We start from the raw sequence: 15,515 nt of genomic DNA on the forward strand, positions 1-15,515 counted from the left end.
GTATTTTCGAAACGATTTTAATTTAATATTTATGTCTAAGGTTGTATTAATTACAGGTGGTTCTTCTGGAATAGGAAAGGCAATAGGCGAATATCTTCAATCCAAAGGGTTTGTAGTTTATGGGACTAGCAGAAATCCATCACTTTATAAGGACAGTAAAATTCCATTAGTTGCCTTAGATGTTACGCAACCTGAAACTATTACCACTTGTATTAATTCTGTATTAAAGGAGACTTCGAAAATCGATGTACTAATAAATAATGCAGGAGCTGGAATTACGGGTCCTATTGAAGAGATTCCAGAAGAAGAAATGAAGCGTAATTTTGAAACTAATTTCTTCGGGCCCATTAATGTTATAAAAGCCATATTACCTTCTATGAGAAATCATGGTTCTGGACTAGTAATAAATATAACTTCTATTGCTGGTTACATGGGTCTGCCATATCGAGGCATCTATAGTGCAAGTAAAGGTGCTTTAGAGTTAATCACGGAGGCATTTCGTATGGAGCTTAAAGCATTTAATATAGATATGGTGAACGTTGCTCCAGGCGATTTTGCTACAAATATTGCAGCAGGGCGTTATCATGCTCCAGTAAAAGACAATAGCCCATATAAAGAACAATATGGTAAGTCCTTAGATATGATGGATGCACACGTAGATGAAGGAAACGATCCTCTAGAAATGGCAAAATCTATTTTAAAAATTATCAATACAAGAAATCCAAAAATTCATTACAAAGTCGGAGCGTTTATGCAAAAGTTCTCAATTGTCTTGAAACGTATTTTACCAGATAAAGTTTACGAGAAATTATTGATGAATCATTATAAGATTTAGTCGAGATTGGTACGCTGTTTGATACATGTAATTTAAACAGCTATCATGAAAACTTTTAGAACAATTACCCTCATTTTATTCTCAGTCTTATTTCTCAATTGCGAAGACCTTTTAGACTGTGTTATTCCACGTGAACCCGAACTGCAAAATAAAACCTTTCCTATTGGAACGGTAGATGAATATTACTATGCAGACCTTAGGGCAGAAATAAATAACGAACCTCGAGATCAGGATTATGATTATTATTTTGAGGTCATCGGTTTACCTCTAGGTATGGACTATTTCGTTAATTTCAGAACTATTAGTATTGAAGGGACTCCACTAGAGACAGGGACCTTTGATATACGGATTTTTGTTGACGTTGATGGTCCTTTTAGAAACGACGGTAACAATGAACGCTTATGTAATTACTCTGCATCAAAAACGTATACGCTCATCATCGAAGGGGAATAGTATATACTCTTAGTAACTTGTTAATATATTTTGTTATTCGTTCTAATGAAGAACTGCGTTTAAATTGTAAATTCGCGACAAATTAAAACCACAACGAATCAAAATTTTAAAACATGAAGTTTTTTATTGATACTGCAAATCTAGAGCAGATAAAAGAAGCTCAGGATATGGGTATTTTAGATGGAGTGACTACAAACCCATCATTAATGGCAAAGGAAGGTATTACTGGTACCGACAATATTCTAAAGCATTATGTTGATATATGTAATATTGTCGATGGTGATGTTTCGGCAGAGGTAATTTCAACTGATTTTGCAGGTATGGTAAGAGAAGGTGAAGCTTTAGCTGAACTTCATGATCAAATAGTGATTAAGCTCCCGATGATAAAGGATGGTGTTAAAGCTTGTAAATATTTTTCTGATAGAGGTATTAAAACTAATGTAACATTAGTATTTTCTCCAGGACAGGCTTTATTGGCAGCCAAAGCAGGAGCTACATATGTATCACCATTTATTGGAAGACTAGATGATATATCTACTGATGGTCTAAATTTAATTGCTGAAATTCGTCATATTTATGATAATTACGCCTTTGACACTGAAATCCTTGCAGCGTCGGTGAGACATACAATGCATGTTATAGATTGTGCTAAACTAGGTGCAGATGTAATGACCGGTCCACTGAGTTCTATAGTAGGTCTATTAAAACATCCTTTAACAGATATAGGATTAGAAAAATTCTTAGCAGATTATAAAAAAGGAAATTAAGTTAGAACAACTTTATTTATAGTATAAAAAGCATCTTATTTAATAAGGTGCTTTTCTTTTAATAGTTCTTCTAAAGCCTCTGCAAAATCAGAACTAAATATATTGACATTTGGGTGCAGTATTGTGCCCTTACTGTCGACAATTATAGCTTTATTAAGGTAGTTAACAGCTAATGTTTTACGTGCTTTATCCGAATCTTTGAACTTATATTCATTAACGGTAGAAAAGTCATAATTCTCGATAATCTTTTTCCAGTATTTATCGTCATTGTCATTTACATTTATGGAGATAAAATCCATAAAGTCAAATTGGTTTTTTAATGACCTTACTTTGTAGTGACTGTTTCTATATTGTGACTTTGAATTTGAGGACCAAAAATAAATTATTGTTGGTCTTTTAATCATCGAGTTCAAGTTATAATCTTTATCATCATAACTTACAACTTGAAGATCTGGTAAAGGATTTCCTTGCCTCAATAACTTGAGTGATGACACCAATTCCCTTAAATAAGCCTTGTCTTCTTCATTGGTACTTTTATTAAGGTAATAATTTAATAGTTCCTCAGCCTCAGCTTCTGTATGATTGTGGCTAATAAAATCTCTAGCCTTATATTTTAATAGATTGTTTTTAATAGTCTCGTCAGTGATAATGCTATCGATTAGGTCTAGTTTTGTTTTATTGTAGCACATGGAGTGACGGTCAAACTTACTATGATATTCATTATCCTCGTAATAAGAGTCAATTGCTAAATTATCTATATGAGAGAATAGAAACCTATTGTAAGAGAAAAATCGACTTAAATGCTCCGCATTATAATCGATATCTTTTCTATGTGCATAAAACCTCTCTGGAAGATCCTTAACATGTACTAATTTGTTGTTTCCAAAATATGCGAAGGGGTAAATCTCCTTATCCGCAAAATTGTTATAATTAATATTGGCTTCAAGAATAGATCTGAAGAAGTCAGATTGCGTATTATGTTCTAGAAAAGTATTTAGTTCATCCAAATGGCGCTGTCTGCGTTCCTCAATAAAATCATGGAAGGCTTCAGGCTCCATTTTTGAGTATTCAACTAATTTGTCTGCTTCTTTTTCGTTAGACAAATATGTTTTTATTAAGTAGTTATTTTTTTTAGCACCGTTGCCAGTAAATACAAGGGATTCATCAAAATCATAAGTATTCAATCTAAACATTACACTATCATTGGGTTCTAAAAGCACCAATTGATATTCACCACCATGAGTTATAGTGTAAAGGCCAGAATTAAGGTCTGTCATTTTATGACTAAAACGATTATTAGCATCCAATACGAAAGAATCTACAACTTCACCGTTGGTATGATACAGTATAACATTCTTGTTTTTTGGATTAACAATTTCACCACCAATATAAGCGATATCACCAACGGAAGCATCTTTAGAATTGCAACCAATTGTTATTACCAAGACGCCTATTAGGAGACTTATGGATCGTATGTAGATAAGGACCTTAGTCATTGTTAGTCAAACAAAAATATAAGTTCATGTATTTACCTGTTGTTAATGGGTCGTTAAATCTTGTTATAGTGTGTGAATATTTCGTCTAATGGCTTTAATTTTCTACTTTTGTCGCGAATTTAAAAATAGTAAAATGTTATCAGTTTCTAATCTATCAGTTCAATTTGGTAAACGTGTATTGTTCGATGAAGTAAATACCACATTTAACAGCGGAAATTGTTATGGAATAATAGGTGCAAATGGTGCGGGAAAATCTACTTTTTTAAAGATTCTTTCTGGTAAAATGGACCCTACTTCTGGTCATGTGCATTTAGAGCCAGGAAAGCGCATGTCTGTTTTAGAGCAGAATCACAATAAGCATGATGAAGATACGGTTTTAGAAACCGTACTAAAAGGTAATAAACCTTTATATGATTTAAAATCTCAAATAGACGCGCTCTATGCCGATTATACTGATGAAAACGCAGAGAAAATTGGAGAGCTCCAGGTTCAGTTTGAAGAAATGAACGGCTGGAATGCAGACAGTGACGCAGCAGCAATGCTTTCTAATTTAGGAATTAAGGAGGAGCTTCATTATAGTCTCATGGCCGATTTAGATGGTAAGCAAAAAGTTAGGGTTTTACTAGCGCAAGCTTTGTTTGGTAATCCAGATGTATTAATCATGGATGAGCCTACCAATGATTTAGATTATGAAACTATTAATTGGTTAGAAAACTTTTTAGCAAACTATGATAATTGTGTAATCGTCGTTTCTCACGACAGACATTTCTTAGATGCCGTTTGTACACATATATCAGATATAGATTTTGGTAAAATTAATCACTACTCTGGTAACTACACATTTTGGTATGAATCTTCACAGTTAGCAGCGAAACAAAGAGCTCAACAGAATAAAAAGGCAGAGGAGAAAAAGAAAGAATTAGAAGAGTTTATCCGTCGATTTTCAGCAAACGTTGCTAAATCAAAGCAAGCAACAAGTAGAAAGAAGATGATAGACAAACTTAATATTGCAGATATAAAACCTTCAAGTAGACGTTATCCTGCCATTATTTTTGAACGTGAACGTGAAGCTGGAGACCAGATTTTAAATGTTGAAGGACTTTCGGCAAGTTTAGATGGTGAAGTTCTTTTCAACGGAGTAGATATCAATTTAGCTAAGGGTGATAAAGTTGTTGTTTATTCAAAAGATTCGAGAGCAACTACTGCATTTTATCAGATTATAAATGGGAAGGAACAACCAGATGCAGGCAAGTATGCATGGGGTGTAACAACAGCTCAAAGTTATTTACCATTAGATAATAGCGATTATTTTACGAACAAACTTACATTAGTAGATTGGCTTAGGCAATGGGCGACTACTGAGGAAGAACGCGAGGAAGTTTACATTAGAGGATTTTTGGGTAAAATGATTTTTAGTGGTGAAGAAGCATTAAAAACAGCAGATGTTTTATCTGGAGGAGAAAAAGTACGATGTATGTTAAGTAGAATGATGATGATAAGAGCCAACGTTTTAATGCTAGATGAACCAACAAATCACCTCGATTTAGAGAGTATTACAGCTTTTAATAATTCATTAAAGAATTTTAAAGGAACTGTTTTACTTACAACACATGATCATGAATTCGCTCAGACCGTTGGTAATAGAATAATAGAGCTAACACCAAATGGAGTTATTGATCGCTACATGACATTCGATGAATATATGAGTGACAAGAAAATTAAGGAGCAACGTGAAAAAATGTATGCTCAAACGGTTTAATAAACCTAAATTAGATAAATACTAAATATTAGGCCGAAGCTTCCATTTCGGCCTTTACTTTATCCACAATTTTAGTTGCCTCTTCTAGTTCATTATGATGGACAAAGACCTCTTGAAATCCTTGATTCATAGAACCATATCCAGCAAGACGCTGAGATTCGCCTTCATCTTTAATAATAGGAATGATATTAGCTTGTTCGAGCGCGTTCTTAACACGCGTAACTAATATAAAATTGCCAAAATATATTCTTGTGTATTCTGAATCGCTCATAACGTGATGGTATTAATATTATACCTATAAGTTACGAAATTCTCAGAAATGTTACATGACGAATATCATGCATTAAAATACTTACTGTCCCAGATTGCTGTATTAAAGTTTTTTCCAGCAGCAAATCCATAATAGATTACGATTGCGGCAATCGATTTAAATATGAAGAAAAATATCATACCAGCTTGTGTGGAATTCGGCTCGTTAGAAAAAACACCCTCAGGAAATAAACCAGTTGCCAATAAGCTTATCAATATAGTTGTAATTATTAAGTTTCCAAAACTCTTATATGGCCACATTAATAGTTTTCTAAAAGGACTTAGATCATTACCCCATTTATGAATTAAGTAATAATATCCATTACCAATAGGAGCAAACAATAAAGGATCGTCTGCATTTTCTAATTTAAACAATTTTGAAGGTGCAATTATTTTAAAGCCGTTTAGAGTTGTAGAATGGCTTTTCTCCAGCGCTTTAATTTTAGAAATCGCCTCGTAAGGCAATTCACCTTTAAAATATTTAGAATCAAGAAAGCGTAATCTGTAATTAATACAAATCTCTTTTATTTGATCGATGCGATAAATATGTTCTGTTTCGAGTAAATCAAAAACAAAATCATTGCTCGTTGTATAATTACTTTTAGAAAGTGTTTCTAAAACTAGATCATCTTTTCGGTTATCCGCATCTAATAGTTTATGAACAGCTTGTAGAATATCCTGCTCGTTTGTTTGTTTCGTTTTTAAATGCTGCAGTCTCTCTTCAATATTTGTCTTTTTCAGTAACATAAGCGCAATTTTTTATAAAAATAATATCCAAAGCGACAAGGCGCAAGTCTTTAACAATAGTGTTTAAGATTTTTATCGTAAAGTTCGTAGAATATGGTCAATACTTAAACAAAAGAATGAAAGTTGCTATTGTTTAAAACAATTCTAAATAATAAAGCGATAGACAAGAGCTATTGTAAAATAAGAATTAAAAATCTTCAAAATTAAATACGCGGTTTTGATTGGTTAATTTTACAATGAACGAAATGTATTTAAATCAAAAAAAATAAAAACAATGAATCACGCACAAGGAGATCCTAGTAATTGCCCTTTTTTAGCTGGTAATCAGCAAGAAGCGGCAGGTAATGGAACCAAGAATAGAGATTGGTGGCCTAATGAACTTAAATTAAATATTTTAAGACAGCATGCGGAAAGAAATAATCCTTATGGACAGGATTTTAATTATACTGAGGCATTCAAAAGTATTAATTACGATGAATTAAAAAAGGATCTTACCGATTTAATGACGGATTCTCAAGATTGGTGGCCTGCAGATTATGGTCATTATGGTGGATTAATGATTCGCATGGCATGGCACAGTGCTGGTACATATAGAGTAGGAGATGGCCGTGGAGGTGCAGGAACAGGTAACCAAAGATTTGCGCCAATTAATAGCTGGCCAGACAACGGTAACTTAGACAAGGCAAGATTATTACTATGGCCGATAAAACAAAAGTATGGTAGCAAACTGTCTTGGGCTGATCTTATGATTTTAGCAGGTAATGTGGCATTAGAATCTATGGGATTCCCAACTTTTGGTTTTGCAGGTGGTCGTGAAGATATTTATGAGCCAGAGCAAGATGTGTATTGGGGAAGCGAAACCGAATGGGGAGAAAACGCTGCACGTTATGATGGTGAAAAAGATCCTACAAAAAGAGATTTAGAGGATCCATTGGCTGCCGTAATGATGGGATGGATTTATGTCAATCCAGAAGGACCGGATGGAAATCCTGATCCATTGGCTTCTGCACATGATGTAAGAGTTACATTTGGGCGTATGGCAATGAATGACGAAGAAACTGTAGCGTTGGTTGCAGGTGGTCACACGTTTGGTAAGGCACACGGTGCAGCTGATCCTGGACAATACGTTGGGGCAGAACCACATGGTGCAACTATGGCAGAAATGAGTACAGGTTGGAAAAACACTTATAAAAGTGGAGTTTTAGAAGATACTATCACATCTGGAATAGAAGGTGCATGGACACCAAACCCAACAACTTGGGATGCTGACTATTTCGATGTGTTATTAAACTATGATTGGCAACTCACAAAAAGCCCAGCAGGTGCGCATCAGTGGACACCAACTGCAGAATCCCAAGCGCGAATGGCACCAAAAGCAGGTGGAGAAGGTCAACAAGCATTAATGATGACTACTGCAGATATAGCATTAAAAACGGATCCTGCATATCTTGAAATATCAAAACGTTTCCTTGCAGACCATAAAGCGTTTGAAGATGCTTTTGCTAGAGCTTGGTTTAAATTAACTCACCGTGACATGGGACCTAAGGCTAGATACGTTGGCCCAGAAGTGCCAGCTGAGGAATTAATTTGGCAAGACCCAATTCCACACGTAAGCTATAATTTAAGCGATGCCGATATTACTTCATTAAAGAAAATGATTTTAGCATCTGGTTTAACAGTCTCTGAGATGGTTAAAACAGCATGGGCATCTGCTTCAACATATAGAGATTCGGATAAGCGTGGTGGTGCTAACGGTGCACGTATTGCCTTAGAACCTCAGAGAAGCTGGAAGGTGAATAATCCTACTGAATTAGATAAAGTATTAAATGTATATCGTGGTATTCAAGCCGAATTTAGTGGTGATGTGTCACTTGCAGATCTAATTGTTTTAGCTGGTAATGCTGGTATCGAAGAAGCTGCAAGAAACGCTGGTCATGATATCTCAGTTCCATTTACTCAAGGTAGAGGAGATGCTTCTCAAGAGATGACAGACATTGAGCAGTTTAATTATCTTAAACCAGTAGGTGATGGATTTAGAAATTATCAAAACTCAAATGCAGATGTCAAAGCAGAAGACTTATTGGTTGATAAAGCCAACCTTCTAACCTTGACAATTCCAGAAATGACTGTATTAGTTGGTGGAATGCGAGTATTGGGTACTAATTTCGACAATTCTGAATATGGTGTATTTACAGACAATATTGGTAGTCTTTCTAACGATTTCTTCAAGAATATTCTAGATATGACATACACTTGGAGTGAGACATCTGAAGATGAAACACATTTCGAAGGTCGTGATAGACGTACAGGAGCAGTTAAGTTTAAAGGTACTAGAGCAGATTTAATATTTGGTTCTAATACTGAGCTTAGAGCAATTTGTGAAGTTTATGCAGCGGGAGATGCAGAATCTAAGTTTGTACAGGACTTTGTTGCCGCATGGACAAAAGTGATGAATCTAGATCGATTTGACATATAATATTTATTGATTAGTAGCAAATCAAAATCAAAGGAATGCGTATTGATTGCGCATTCCTTTTTTAATCATTATAAACTATGAATGCTCAAGAATTATTTTTTCAAACGATCCAAGCAGGTAATGTTGAGAATGTAAAAGCACAACTGCTCAATAACCCACATTTAGTTAATAGTGAGGATACTCGAGGATTTACGCCTCTAATTTTTGCAACTTATTTTGATAAGGAAGACATCGCAAAACTTTTAATTGAGCATAAGGCTAATATTAATGGTAGAGATGCTTCAGGTAATACAGCATTAATAGGTGTTAGTTTTAAGGGGAATTTAAAACTCGCAGAGCTTTTGTTAAATAATGGCGCTAACATAAATGCGCAAAACCACAAGGGAACTACGGCATTAAGTTTTGCAACCCAGTACAACCAAGTTGAGGTTGTTAAATTGTTGATTGCCCAAGGTGCTGATATTAACATATTAGATCAAGACAATAAGGTTGCCTTGGATTATGCAAAAGAAAAGGACTTAGGAGAAGTTATTGCTTTACTCGAAAATTAAGTCGTTTGCCTTAGTTGCTTTATTTTAATTTGAAAAGCTGCGAACAATAGTGTCATAAACGGACTTATGATACTAAAAAAGGCATAGGGTATGTATGCTGTGGCACCAGCATATCCAAATAATACTTTAGAATGGTACGCACCGCATGTATTCCAAGGTATTAGTACTGACGTTACTGTACCAGAATCTTCAAGAGTTCTACTCAGATTTTCAGGAGCAAGCCCTCTATCCTCATAAGCTTTCTTAAACATTTTACCAGGAACTACAAGCGCTAAGTATTGGTCCGAAGCCGTTAAATTTAATGCTAAACAACTCGCTACTGTACTTGCAAATAATCCAAATACTGAAGTTGCCATTTTCAATAGGGCATCAGTAATTTTTGAAAGCGCTCCAATAGCATCCATTACACCTCCAAATACCATTGCACAAACAATTAACCAAATTGTTCCTAACATACCCTTCATTCCACCAGAAGTAAAAAGATCATTTAATTCTGCACTTGTGGTTGATACTGCAGTATCTACAGTAAGGGCATTCATCACACCTTGATAAGCGGATTGAAAGGTTAGAGATTCTGCTCCGGCAATGCTAACAATAATTTCAGGTTGCGCAATAATTGCTGTAATACCACCAAGTAATGCTCCAATCAATAAGGCGATTAATGGAGGGGTTTTTTTAACGATCATAAAGATTACTACAACAGGAACGACGAATAACAAAGGGCTAATATTAAAGGCTTCATCAATAGCATTTAACTTATCAGAAATTTGAGGTGTACCAGTAGTATCCAAATTAAAGCCAATAATTATGAAAATGATTAAGGTTAGGACAATAGTAGGAATGGTCGTATAGGCCATGTATTTAATATGACTGAAGAGCTCTCCTCCAGCCATTGCAGGCGCCAGGTTAGTTGTATCGCTTAAAGGAGACATTTTATCACCAAAATATGCACCTGATAAAACTGCTCCAGCTGTCATACCCATTGAAATACCTAAGGTTTCACCTATTCCTACAAGAGCAATACCAACAGTAGCAGAAGTTGTCCAACTACTACCAGTGGCAATAGAAATTATTGCACAAATAATAACACAGGCTGTTAAGAAAATAGTCGGATTAAGAATTTGAAGACCATAGTAAATCATTGTTGGTATAATACCACTTACTAACCAGGTGCCAGCAAGTGCTCCAACCATAAGTAATATTAATAATGCACCTGTTGTTGATTTTACATTTTCAGCAACCTCCTCTAACATACGCTTATATTTTACTTTATTTAAAAAGCCAACAACGGCCGCAACAGCGGCTCCTAGCAAAAGAATAAACTGGTTACTGCCACTTAAAGCATCATCTCCATAAACATAGATGTTATATGCTAGCATACCAATTAATGCAAATACAGGAATAAGGGCTTCCCAAATATTCAATTCTGTATTTTGAATTATTTTTTGATCTTCGATTTCGACTTCCTTAATATTTTTATCGTCTTGCATTTATAAATTCTTTATGACGTAATGTTACGATTTTGTAAGGCTATTTGCAAATGGATAGAGTTATGTAATTTTGCAACAGATTTATGGATTCAATTACTCAGATAGTTTTAGGTGCCACTTGTGGTGAGGCGGTACTAGGTAAAAAAATAGGAAATAAAGCCTTGTTATTTGGCGCAATTGGCGGAACTATACCAGATTTAGATGTTTTTGTAGGTTCGTTATTGTATGACAATCAAATTCAGGCAATGGCATTTCATAGAGGGTTTATGCATTCTGCTGTTTTTGCAATTCTTGGGGCTTTTGGAATTGGCTGGCTAGTCTTTAAATTATATGATAAAGGAAAACGAAAATCGTCAACAAACTTAAACGATTGGAGGAAGCTTTTCTTTTGGTCCTTATTAACACACCCTTTATTAGATTGTTTTACACCCTATGGAACACAATTATTTTATCCGTTTTCAGATCATAGGGTAGCCTTAAACAACATAGCTGTTGCAGACCCTTTATATACTCTGCCTTTTTTAATCTGTATTATAGTTTTAATGTTCTACAGAAGACAAAGTAGGAGAAGACAATTATGGTTGCGAATAGGAATTTTTGTAAGCTCTACTTACATGCTCCTTACTTTAGGGAATAAGATTTATGTAGATAAGGTTTTTAATGATTCGTTGGCGAAACAAGGAATTAAGGCTAAAAGATTTAGAACACAACCAACAATCTTAAATAACATTCTATGGTATGGTGTGGCTGAAACTGAAGATAATTATTATCTAGGTTTTTACTCTTTATTTGATTCAGAGGCTACAGTTAACGATTGGAAAATAATTTCAAAGTCACCAACTATTATTGATGTGCAGAACGAAGATTTAAAAACACTTGCATGGTTCAGTGATGATTATTTTAAAGTTTTTAAAACAGCTCAAAAAGGCGTGTACAAATACAATGATCTTAGGTATGCCTTATTAAATCCTAATGATGCTCAATCTTCCTTATTTAGTTTTAGAATTTATAATAATAACGGAAGATGGGACATGCAAAACAGTAGACCAGATTTTGATGAAAACCAATCCTTTGAGGACGTTTTTGGTCCTATGATTAATCGGTTAAAAGGTAAATGAAGCACAGCATTAAAGGGATGATTTTAATGCTGTACTTCCTTGTATTTATACAAATTCTGGTTGTAAGATGTTAAGTTCAACCATACAATTCTTCATCATTTCATAAGTGCGTTCAATATCTGCGTCGAGTCCAATTGAAAATCTTATTAGACCATCACTTAATCCCATTTCCTTTTGCTCGTCTTCAGGAATTTCAGAAGATGTTGAGGTGCCAGGTGCACTAAATAATGTTTTATAAAAACCAAGACTCACCGCTAAATAACCAAGATTGCGTTCTTGCATAAGTTCCATTAATGCATTGGCATTTTCTAGTGTACCAACATCTATAGTTAGCATACCTCCAAAACCATAAGTGTCATTCATCATAGATTTAAACAATTGATGAGAAGGATGAGAGCTTAACCCTGGATACACCGTTTTTAAACCATCCTTTTCAAATTGTTGTGCCAAATACAGTGCATTTTTACTATGCTGTTGCATTCTAATATGCAAGGTTCTCAGGTTTTTTAATACTGAAGCGGACCTTAAACTGTCCATTGTTGAACCTAGCAACATCGCAGCGCCATTATTGACATTTCTTAATTGATTTATAAAGTCTTGCGTACCACAAACAACACCACCAACAGTATCTGAAGAGCCATTGATAAATTTTGTTAAGCTATGAATAACGACATCAGCACCAAGTTTAATAGGTGATATGGATAAAGGTGAAAAGGTGTTATCAACAACAAGTTTGAGATTGTGTTTTTTAGCAAGTTTTGATAGTGCTACTATATCAGCAACTTCGAGTAATGGATTACTTACAGATTCACAATAAAGTACCTTGGTGTTTTTTGTAATTGAAGCTTCAATGGCAGGTAAATCAGTAATGTCAACAAATGAAGTGTAAATACCTAAACGTGGTGCAAAATTTTTAAGAAATGCATAAGTACCTCCATATATGGTTCTGCTACTAAGAATATGGTCGCCTGCATCACACAATTGAAGCAATACTGGCGTAATAGCTCCCATTCCAGAGGCTGTAACTGTTGCTGTTTCTGTACCTTCCATTGCTGCCAATGCTTCTCCTAGATATAAATTTGAAGGAGAGGAATGTCTAGAATAAAGGTAACATCCATCTGCATTACCTTCAAAGGTATCGAACATTGTTTTGGCCGATAAGAAGGTATAAGTAGATGAATCTGAAATTGAAGGATTGACGCCTCCAAATTCCCCAAAATATTGTAGGTCCTGTATATTATTTGCGGGTTTAAATTTCATAATATTAGATTTATATCCAACAAAGGTTTAACAAAATAGATAATTAAACAATGATAATTGTTGTAAATAGATTATTTTTCTATAATTAATATTTTAAACAATAAATTTTTCTATTTTAGCGTAAAAATAATCGCTTTTACAGAAAAATATTAAGTATTTATGTTTGATGATATTGACAAAGCGCTTTTGAGCTTAATTCAAACAGATAGTAAGCAAACTACTAAAGCCTTATCTATTAAGTTAGGGCTCTCAGTAACTGCTGTTTATGAACGTATAAAGAAGCTTGAATCTCATGGTGTCATAAAAAAGTATGTAGCTTTGATAGACAAAAAGAAAGTCAAAAAAGGCTTTGTTACTTTTTGTCATATTAAACTCGTTAAACATTCTCAGGAGTTTGTAATGAAGTTTGAGCGTGAAGTTGCAAAATTAGAAGAGGTCTTAGAATGCTATCATATTAGTGGAGATTATGATTATCTTCTAAAAGTATTAGTGGAGGATATGGAGGCTTTTAGAGAGTTTATGGTAAAAAAATTGACCAAGATAGATCATATTGGGAGCACACATAGTATGTTTATGATTAACGAAGTAAAACACACAACAGAGATAAAAGTTTAACATGTCTACTACAAACAAGCGCCTCATAGAATTATTCTTACTCTTTATTCTTGTACCAATAATAATGGCAATAAGTTCTGTTCCAATTGCTATTAAAATGGCGATGGGTTCTGCTGGTTTTGTTTACGTTATTTGGGTATTACTTAAGGTTGAAAAAAAGAAGTTCAAAGTATCAAAAACAATTAAATGGCCAGAGTTCTGGAAACAGACACTTATTAAGTTTGTATTGATAGTGCTTATAACAACAACTTATATGATCCTAGTAGATCCTATTAATTTGTTTGTTGTTATATTGAACAAACCGATGGTTTGGGTTGTTATTTTATTTATTTATTCATTCTTCTCCGTTTATCCTCAAGAATTAATTTACAGGACCTTTTTCTTTCAACGTTATGAAGCTATAATTAAGAGTAAAAAGCTTCTTGTTTACATCAATGCAATTGTATTTGCACTGGCTCACTTATTTTTCAGAAATACACTGGTTATATTTCTAACTTTTATTGGAGGAGTCATTTTTGCATATACCTATACCAAAACAGAATCTACACTATTGGTATCGATCGAACATGCCATTTATGGATGTTGGTTATTTACAGTTGGTATGGGTAATATGCTCGGCTTTCTAAGTTAATTTCATTAACTTTACAGTAATTACTGAAAAGATGGATTACAAACATATTAAAGATTTTTATAAGTCTATATTCCGATCTTACGATAAGCCTTCCTTAGAAACACATATTAGAAAAATCATTGAACTCGATAAGTTTTTGCCTTACAGTTCAACCTTCTTCTGTGTTACAAATACACAGTCTTTAAGCTTTGAGTATGTGAGTAAAAACTATTTTACATGTACAGGGCTTAGCGGAAACGAATTGATGGAAAAGGGTATGCGTTTTTTTTGGAGTAGAATTCACCCTGATGATTTAGAAAGTTGGTTGCAAGCTTTAAATGAGCTTATGGTTTTTACTATGGGTACAATTGAAGAAACTGATAGGCAAAACGCAAATTACACTTGGAATTACAGGTTTAAAAATGGTAAAGACAACTACGTAAATATCATTCAAAACACAACACCCTTAGCTTTCGATACAAATGGTAAACCCATAATAGGACTCGCACATTACACGGTGTTAGATTCCAATATGAAAATGGATGTAACAGCCTCAGCCAAACTTTTGAACGATAAGAATGAGTATGAGACTATTTATTTCAATACCTTTTCTCAAAAGCTTCTTAGCGGTGGAATAAGTAATAGAGAACGAGACATTATTAGGTTGCTAATACAAGGTAAGAGCAGTAAAGAAATATCGGAACGATTAAATATTTCACCGCATACTGTAGATACGCACCGTCGTAATATTTTAAAGAAGCTAAACATCTCTTCAACGGGCGAACTCATTGGTATGTTACGCCAAAATCAAAACTTAATTTAGAAAAATCTCATCATTGAGTACTAAATTACTCAATTTGAGTATTGCTCATTACTAGAATTTGTGAGAAATTTGATATGCTATTAGTTTATTCTTAGGGGAATTAAAAAAAGTGCTGTTGATTAATTTCATTAAGCACTTTTTTGATAAACCAATCTTTTCTTTCAGTTGCTAAAAAACACAATTCTTCTTTCAAGGTTTTTAATCTA

Annotated in this window: 15 protein-coding genes; 10 read left to right on the forward strand and 5 right to left on the reverse strand. The window is 34.2% G+C overall.

The window, feature by feature from the left end; translation table 11 throughout:
• Positions 1–31 precede the first annotated feature (31 nt).
• From ACRHOC_RS05250 to fsa, 3 genes are all read left to right on the forward strand, one after another.
• On the forward strand, positions 32–835 hold the full coding sequence (locus ACRHOC_RS05250; RefSeq protein WP_431157539.1) for an SDR family oxidoreductase: 804 nt from the start codon (positions 32–34) through the stop codon (positions 833–835).
• Between the two features lie 45 nt (positions 836–880).
• The gene (locus ACRHOC_RS05255) at positions 881–1,288 is read left to right on the forward strand and encodes a hypothetical protein (RefSeq protein ID WP_431157540.1); all 408 of its coding nucleotides are present in this window, start codon (positions 881–883) and stop codon (positions 1,286–1,288) included.
• 113 nt (positions 1,289–1,401) lie between these two features.
• On the forward strand, positions 1,402–2,055 hold the full coding sequence (fsa, locus tag ACRHOC_RS05260; RefSeq protein WP_431157541.1) for a fructose-6-phosphate aldolase: 654 nt from the start codon (positions 1,402–1,404) through the stop codon (positions 2,053–2,055).
• A gap of 35 nt (positions 2,056–2,090) precedes the next feature.
• Here the strand turns inward: fsa and ACRHOC_RS05265 are convergent, their stop codons facing one another.
• The gene (locus ACRHOC_RS05265; RefSeq protein ID WP_431157542.1) at positions 2,091–3,551 is read right to left on the reverse strand and encodes a TlpA family protein disulfide reductase; all 1,461 of its coding nucleotides are present in this window, start codon (positions 3,549–3,551) and stop codon (positions 2,091–2,093) included.
• Between the two features lie 133 nt (positions 3,552–3,684).
• On the opposite strand from ACRHOC_RS05265, the gene ACRHOC_RS05270 reads away from it, so the two are divergent.
• Positions 3,685–5,310, forward strand: coding sequence for an ABC-F family ATP-binding cassette domain-containing protein (locus tag ACRHOC_RS05270; protein WP_431157543.1), 1,626 nt, complete (start codon positions 3,685–3,687; stop codon positions 5,308–5,310).
• A gap of 28 nt (positions 5,311–5,338) precedes the next feature.
• Here ACRHOC_RS05270 and ACRHOC_RS05275 read toward each other — a convergent pair whose 3' ends face one another.
• Both ACRHOC_RS05275 and ACRHOC_RS05280 read right to left on the reverse strand, forming a co-directional pair.
• On the reverse strand, positions 5,339–5,581 hold the full coding sequence (locus tag ACRHOC_RS05275; RefSeq protein ID WP_431157544.1) for a putative signal transducing protein: 243 nt from the start codon (positions 5,579–5,581) through the stop codon (positions 5,339–5,341).
• Between the two features lie 65 nt (positions 5,582–5,646).
• Complete coding sequence (locus ACRHOC_RS05280; RefSeq protein ID WP_431157545.1) at positions 5,647–6,366, reverse strand: hypothetical protein; 720 nt, start codon at positions 6,364–6,366, stop codon at positions 5,647–5,649.
• A 274-nt stretch (positions 6,367–6,640) separates the two neighbouring features.
• Between ACRHOC_RS05280 and katG the strand changes: the two genes are divergently transcribed.
• Positions 6,641–8,842, forward strand: a complete 2,202-nt coding sequence (gene katG / locus ACRHOC_RS05285; RefSeq protein ID WP_431157546.1) for a catalase/peroxidase HPI — start codon at positions 6,641–6,643, stop codon at positions 8,840–8,842.
• A gap of 77 nt (positions 8,843–8,919) precedes the next feature.
• The gene (locus ACRHOC_RS05290; RefSeq protein ID WP_431157547.1) at positions 8,920–9,393 is read left to right on the forward strand and encodes an ankyrin repeat domain-containing protein; all 474 of its coding nucleotides are present in this window, start codon (positions 8,920–8,922) and stop codon (positions 9,391–9,393) included.
• Here the strand turns inward: ACRHOC_RS05290 and nhaC are convergent.
• Positions 9,390–10,883 carry a Na+/H+ antiporter NhaC gene (gene nhaC / locus ACRHOC_RS05295; RefSeq protein ID WP_431157548.1) on the reverse strand — a complete coding sequence of 498 codons (1,494 nt, stop codon included), beginning with the start codon at positions 10,881–10,883 and terminating at the stop codon, positions 9,390–9,392. The genes ACRHOC_RS05290 and nhaC overlap by 4 nt on opposite strands.
• Positions 10,884–10,966: 83 nt before the next feature.
• On the opposite strand from nhaC, the gene ACRHOC_RS05300 reads away from it, so the two are divergent.
• Complete coding sequence (locus ACRHOC_RS05300; RefSeq protein ID WP_431157549.1) at positions 10,967–12,001, forward strand: metal-dependent hydrolase; 1,035 nt, start codon at positions 10,967–10,969, stop codon at positions 11,999–12,001.
• Between the two features lie 45 nt (positions 12,002–12,046).
• Here the strand turns inward: ACRHOC_RS05300 and ACRHOC_RS05305 are convergent, their stop codons facing one another.
• On the reverse strand, positions 12,047–13,261 hold the full coding sequence (locus ACRHOC_RS05305) for an aminotransferase class I/II-fold pyridoxal phosphate-dependent enzyme (protein WP_431157550.1): 1,215 nt from the start codon (positions 13,259–13,261) through the stop codon (positions 12,047–12,049).
• 159 nt (positions 13,262–13,420) lie between these two features.
• Here ACRHOC_RS05305 and ACRHOC_RS05310 point away from each other — a divergent pair, with 159 nt between their 5' ends.
• The 3 genes from ACRHOC_RS05310 to ACRHOC_RS05320 are packed head-to-tail and all read left to right on the forward strand — an operon-like array spanning position 13,421 to position 15,309.
• Positions 13,421–13,876 carry an Lrp/AsnC family transcriptional regulator gene (locus ACRHOC_RS05310; protein ID WP_431157551.1) on the forward strand — a complete coding sequence of 152 codons (456 nt, stop codon included), beginning with the start codon at positions 13,421–13,423 and terminating at the stop codon, positions 13,874–13,876.
• A gap of 1 nt (position 13,877) precedes the next feature.
• Complete coding sequence (locus ACRHOC_RS05315; RefSeq protein WP_431157552.1) at positions 13,878–14,507, forward strand: CPBP family intramembrane glutamic endopeptidase; 630 nt, start codon at positions 13,878–13,880, stop codon at positions 14,505–14,507.
• Positions 14,508–14,538: 31 nt separating this feature from the next.
• A complete protein-coding gene (locus ACRHOC_RS05320) occupies positions 14,539–15,309 on the forward strand; it encodes a LuxR C-terminal-related transcriptional regulator (RefSeq protein WP_431157553.1) in 771 nt (256 codons plus the stop codon).
• Positions 15,310–15,515: the final 206 nt, after the last annotated feature.

The organism is Winogradskyella poriferorum, assembly GCF_050618035.1.
GTDB lineage: Bacteria > Bacteroidota > Bacteroidia > Flavobacteriales > Flavobacteriaceae > Winogradskyella > Winogradskyella poriferorum_A.